The following is a 5,041-nucleotide window of genomic DNA, read 5'->3' on the forward strand; positions in this document are numbered from 1 at the left end:
CTGCTCGAGGTGCACGACCTCGGGCGATCCGAAGCGGCGATACACGGCGGCGCTCATCGAGGGGTTCGCGGTCATTCGTTCATATTCGCAGTCGCCGGGTGCGAGCGCATCGGCCGATCGGCCGATCGTCACCTGCCGTCCGCGCTCGCACCCCGGCGAGCCGAGGCCTCAGCCCAGCGTTGCCGCGAACGGGTCGAATTCAGCGGGCACCAGCGGCACAGCCCCGACCGTGCTCTCGATCTCGAGGTAGTGGCCCGTCGCGGCAGAGTCCTGCGCCGACAGCAGCACGTCGAGCACGTGATAGCCGAGCTCTCCGGTGGCGACGTGCGGACGATCCTCGGCGATGGCACGCGCCATGTCGAGCACGCCGAGACCGCGGCCGACCACCGTGCCCTGCTGCTCGACCTCGATCCACTCCTGCTCGACAGACATGCCGTCGCGCAGCACGCCGAGCGGCTTGACGTACGCCGTCCGTCCCGAGAACGCATTCGGATCCGGCATCACGAGCGTTCCCTCGCTGCCGTGGATCTCGATGACGCCGTGACGCTCGAGCGCCGAGTCGAAGCTCAGCAGATGCGTGCCCTGCTGCCCGCCCTCGAAGGTCGACAGCACCTGAACCGTGGACGGCACTTCGACCGCGAAGCTCTCCCCGGCACGCGGCCCGGTGTGGATCTGACGCTCGGTGCGCCAGCGCGATCCGCGGGCCGCGACGCCCGCGATCGGGCCGAGCAGACTCACCAGTGCCGAGAAATAGTACGGCCCCATGTCGAGGAGCGGGCCGGCACCGGCCGCGAACAGAAAGGCGGGTTCCGGATGCCACAGGTCAGGGCCCTGCGTCTGGAACGCGGTGTGCACGAACTGCGGAGTGCCGATGACGCCCTCGGCGATCGCGCGCTTGGCCGTCTGGAAGCCCGGCCCGAGGATCGTGTCGGGTGCCGACCCGATGCGCACCCCCGCAGCATCCGCTTCACGGAGGAGCGCGCGTGTGCTCTCGCGGTCGAGGCCCAAGGGTTTCTCGGTCCAGACGTGCTTGCCCGCCGCGACAGCGCGTGAGGAGATCTCGACGTGCGTGGCCGGGATGGTGAGGTTCACTACGAGGTCGACGTCGGGGTTCGAGAGCACAGCATCCGCGTCTCCCCACGCCGGTACGCCATGCTCGTCAGCCTGCGCGCGCGCACGCTCGGGGATCAGATCGCCCACGGCGACGACACGGACGTCGGGGAACGAAGTGAGGTTCTCGAGGTAGGTCTGGCTGATGACACCGGCCCCGATGATGCCGACGCCCAGGGGCGCGCTCATGCGACGAACCCGCCGTCACGCAGGAAGGCGAAGCCGGCCGCGATGTCGTCGAACACGTCGCCGGGCGCGTGGTCGTACTCGATGACGGCGAACTCGATGTTGTCGTTCGCGCGCAGGCTGTCGGCGAGCGGGACGTCACCCGTTCCCGGATGCCGCTGGTCGAGGCTGTCCGACGAGAAGGTTGCCCCGTCCGGGCCCCACGGGTTGACGTCGGGGATGACGCCGTCCTTGACGTGCACCGCGGTGAGGCGGCCGCCGAGGCGTGCGGCCAGGGCCGTGACGTCCTGCCCACCGGTCTGCGCCCAGAAGAGATCGAGTTCGATCTGCACACGATCCTCAGTGAGCTCGATGAAGCGCTCGTACGCCGTCTGGCCGCCGAAGGATGCGACGAACTCCTGCGCGTGGTTGTGGTACCCGACTGACAGTCCGAAGGTTGCGGCGACGTCGGCTGCGCGGTTGAGGCGCTCGGCGATGTCGGCGACGCCGTCTTCGGTGAGCCAGCGGGCAGGGTCCACGAAGGGGTCGAAGACGGTCGTCATGCCGATGGCTGCGGCGGCCTCGAACACGACCTCGGGTGCGGGCGTCGGGATGGCGCCGTCCGGCGTCCAGAGCTCATCGGACAGCAGGGGTGCGTGACCGGTGGATGCGGTGATGCCGGTGGCATCGAAGGCGGCGCGGATCTCGGCCGGACGTCCGACGAAGTCGAACGCCTCCACGGTTGTGAATCCGATTGCGGCGAGCCGTTCGAGCGAGCCGTGCATATCGGCGGAGAACTCGCTCGCAAGCGAATACAGCTGCACTGAGGCGAGGGGCAGAGCCATGAATCGTCCTTTGTACGTCGTTGTGGAGGAACCGCCGAGACGGAGGTGTGACGAGATTATCACAAAACCTCCAGATGGAGGTTAATCGTTGGCGACCTCGGATAGGTTGTCCCTATGGAGTCAGAGCCGCTGATCGGTCGTCGTGGAGCGCACGCCAAAGGCGTCGCCAGACGACAGGAGATCTTGGATCGAGCAATCGATGTGTTCCGCGAGCGCGGGGCTGACGGCACCTCGCTGCGGCGCATCGCCGAGGCGATCGGCGTCTCGCACGCGGCCCTGCTGCACTACTTCGATTCGCGGGAGCAGCTGCTCGTCGCTGTCTATGCGCATGCCGAGACGCAGCGCGCGGCCGCGGGAACTCTGGACAAAGAACCCGGTGTCGAGCGGATGGTGGATGCCGCGATCGCGAACGTCGAGGTGCCCGGTCTCGTGCAGCTGTACTCGACGCTCGTCGCCGCATCCCTCGAAAGCGGGAGCGAGGTCAGTCGCGACTATTTCTCCCGGAGGTTCGAGCGCCTGCGCGCCGAGTTGACGGCGAGCTTCCGCGCACAGCAACAGGATGGCCTGATCCGTGACGACGTGCCGGCCGAGCAGCTCGCGGCGCTGGTGATCGCAGCATCCGACGGTCTGCAGATCCAGTGGCTGCTGAATCCGTCCGTCGAGCTGGAGGGCACACTGCGGTCGATCGCGACGCTGCTGCGGCCAGCGTGAGGTGCGGAGGCGAGGACGGGATTGACGTACTAGCGCGGCCTGGAGCCGGAGGACCTTGTTGTTGTGGAGTTATGCCCAGCGGCCGAGTGCACGCAACAGGTCTACGGCGAGGATGCTCGACGAGACGCTCACCTGCTCCGGGTATCCGATAGTCCGCTCGGCGCGACCTGCCATGACCGCGCCGGGTGCTTCGGGGCCGGACGCGAACAGATCCGCGAGCATGTCCAGGGCGTCCGACGTCACGGTTCCAGAAACGGGCCGCACGAGCAGCCTTCGAATCGCGCCTGCCAGGTCATCAGTGCTAACGGCGACGAGTAGCCGGTAAATGTCATGGGAATCCTTGTCGTCGCGCCGAAGTGGCGTGTCGGCTCGCTCGCTCACCTTGTGAAGCTTGGCGATGAGCAACCCTGCAGTACCGGCGACACGCACTTCGATTCGCCGATCATCGTCCTCCGCGAGGGCTTCGACAGTGAGCGGCCCGTTGTCTTCGAGGACGGCCTCGAGGCCAATCGTTCGCCGTATTGCGCCACGGTGGTGCTGGCCGGCAGTGACTCCACGTCGTCCCTTGCCTGCCACTGCGTCTGGCACCATCAGATCGACCGGGATGCCGTCCTGTGAGATCCACGCACCCGGATTGATGTTGCTGGGATCTCTGACGAACCCGCCACCCGTCATCGCCTCTTCGATCAACGGATCGTCGGCCAGTTCGCGCGGATCCAGCACGAGATCCGCGTCAGTCGTGAACTCCGCCAGCGCGACTTCTGCCGCCCCGGTGCGCAGGTAGATCGCCTGGGCTCCCACCAGGACGATCGAAGCGAGGTGTTCATCCAAGGCTTCGAGTGCGTCGAGGAGCACTGCACGGGCGAGCACAGTCTCAATGGTCACGACAGCCGCCAGACAGCCTCATTATTTGCCATCCAACGGATCAGCTCATCACCCTCCTGCGGGTCACGACCGGGACCGTTCAGAAGATCGGCAGCGATCTGCGCGGGCGCGACACGATTCACACCATCCGTCAGGTTTCCTGTGCGCGCAAACGCGACTGGGTCTGACCCGCGAGGTTCAAGGAGAACGACGTTGACCCCGGCATCGGTCGGGCGGAGGCTCCACTCCTCGGCGTCACGGGCGGCGTCTTCGACGTACACGAACATCGACCGAGTCGGCGCCACCGCGGCCCACTCCTCCGACGCAGCCGCCGCCGTGATCGCATAAGGACGATCAGAATTCGCCAGGACGCCGCGAAACGATGCGAGACCTCGAGGCGCAACGAACTGACGACCCTCATTCTCGGCAAGAAATGAGTAGTCGGCCGCCCATGCACGCAGAAGGCGTTGCCAATCGGGCGCACCCCATAGCCCGTCATCACCTCTATCAGCGAGCCCCGCGTCGTTAAGATACTCGAGCACTCGATAGGTCGCTCCGGTCGATGCTCCGGAAGCCGCAACCAGTTCGCGAACACGCCAGCGGCGCGAGAAGTCGAGTAGCGCCCGCACCACGCGTGCCGCCGGATCGCCCTTGAGCGTACCCCGCGGTCTGCCTTTGCTTCGCCAGGGATCTCTGTCGGCGCCGCGATCAGACAGAAAAAGTCCGGGATCTACCGCCGAGATCAGCAGGTTCCCGGTCGCATCGATGAATGACACACCAGTAGGCCGCAGCTCTTCACGCACTTGTGGCGACAGGTATCGCGCGATGAGAATCGGGACCGACTTCGACTCGACTGCCCGTGCGCGGAGGTCCTGAGCCAGCGAACGCGCTTGTCTACCGGCCAGTGCACCCGTCTTTGCTTCGACCATGGCAGAGGCAGAGCGCCCGTCTGGCGCAGAGAACAACCACACCGCATCAGGCCCCTTCGATACCGCACCCTTGTTGGCCTCGACGACAGCCCATCCCGTGGGTAGACGATTCTCGACGTTGCGGATGGCCTCGCGCAGCAATTGCCGGGGTGACACCGGCTCCGTGTTCTGCACTCTCACTCCGTTCGGAATAATAGCTAGATCCGCTACGAACGGAATATCGCTATTACCCGAACACTCTACTCGTACTCCGATCCCCCCACAAGAGCCGCAAGCCCGCAGCACCGGCGCCAACGAAGGGCGACTGCCCGCCGTGTTTCAAGGATAAGTGAATCGGGGTGCGCAACGGATCCTCGCGTCGTCGCCCCGGATACGCAAAAACCCCCGATTTCCCGGGGGTTTTCATCTGTAGCAGGA

General features: G+C 65.9%; 5 protein-coding genes. 1 reads left to right on the forward strand and 4 read right to left on the reverse strand.

Annotation, left to right across the window (positions count from 1 at the left end):
• Positions 1–168 precede the first annotated feature (168 nt).
• The gene (locus ACTICP_RS15690) at positions 169–1,299 is read right to left on the reverse strand and encodes a Gfo/Idh/MocA family protein (protein WP_441893949.1); all 1,131 of its coding nucleotides are present in this window, start codon (positions 1,297–1,299) and stop codon (positions 169–171) included.
• The gene (locus ACTICP_RS15695; RefSeq protein WP_441893951.1) at positions 1,296–2,120 is read right to left on the reverse strand and encodes a sugar phosphate isomerase/epimerase family protein; all 825 of its coding nucleotides are present in this window, start codon (positions 2,118–2,120) and stop codon (positions 1,296–1,298) included. Before ACTICP_RS15695 ends, ACTICP_RS15690 begins: the two co-directional genes overlap by 4 nt.
• Before the next feature lie 114 nt (positions 2,121–2,234).
• On the opposite strand from ACTICP_RS15695, the gene ACTICP_RS15700 reads away from it, so the two are divergent.
• On the forward strand, positions 2,235–2,831 hold the full coding sequence (locus ACTICP_RS15700) for a TetR/AcrR family transcriptional regulator (protein ID WP_441893953.1): 597 nt from the start codon (positions 2,235–2,237) through the stop codon (positions 2,829–2,831).
• Positions 2,832–2,900: 69 nt separating this feature from the next.
• Here ACTICP_RS15700 and ACTICP_RS15705 read toward each other — a convergent pair whose 3' ends face one another.
• Both ACTICP_RS15705 and ACTICP_RS15710 read right to left on the reverse strand, forming a co-directional pair.
• Positions 2,901–3,716 carry a hypothetical protein gene (locus ACTICP_RS15705; protein ID WP_441893955.1) on the reverse strand — a complete coding sequence of 272 codons (816 nt, stop codon included), beginning with the start codon at positions 3,714–3,716 and terminating at the stop codon, positions 2,901–2,903.
• The gene (locus ACTICP_RS15710) at positions 3,713–4,798 is read right to left on the reverse strand and encodes a hypothetical protein (protein ID WP_441893957.1); all 1,086 of its coding nucleotides are present in this window, start codon (positions 4,796–4,798) and stop codon (positions 3,713–3,715) included. The genes ACTICP_RS15705 and ACTICP_RS15710 overlap by 4 nt, the downstream gene beginning before the upstream one ends.
• Positions 4,799–5,041 lie beyond the last annotated feature (243 nt).

This window comes from Microbacterium sp. (genome assembly GCF_052102115.1).
Taxonomy (GTDB): domain Bacteria; phylum Actinomycetota; class Actinomycetes; order Actinomycetales; family Microbacteriaceae; genus Microbacterium.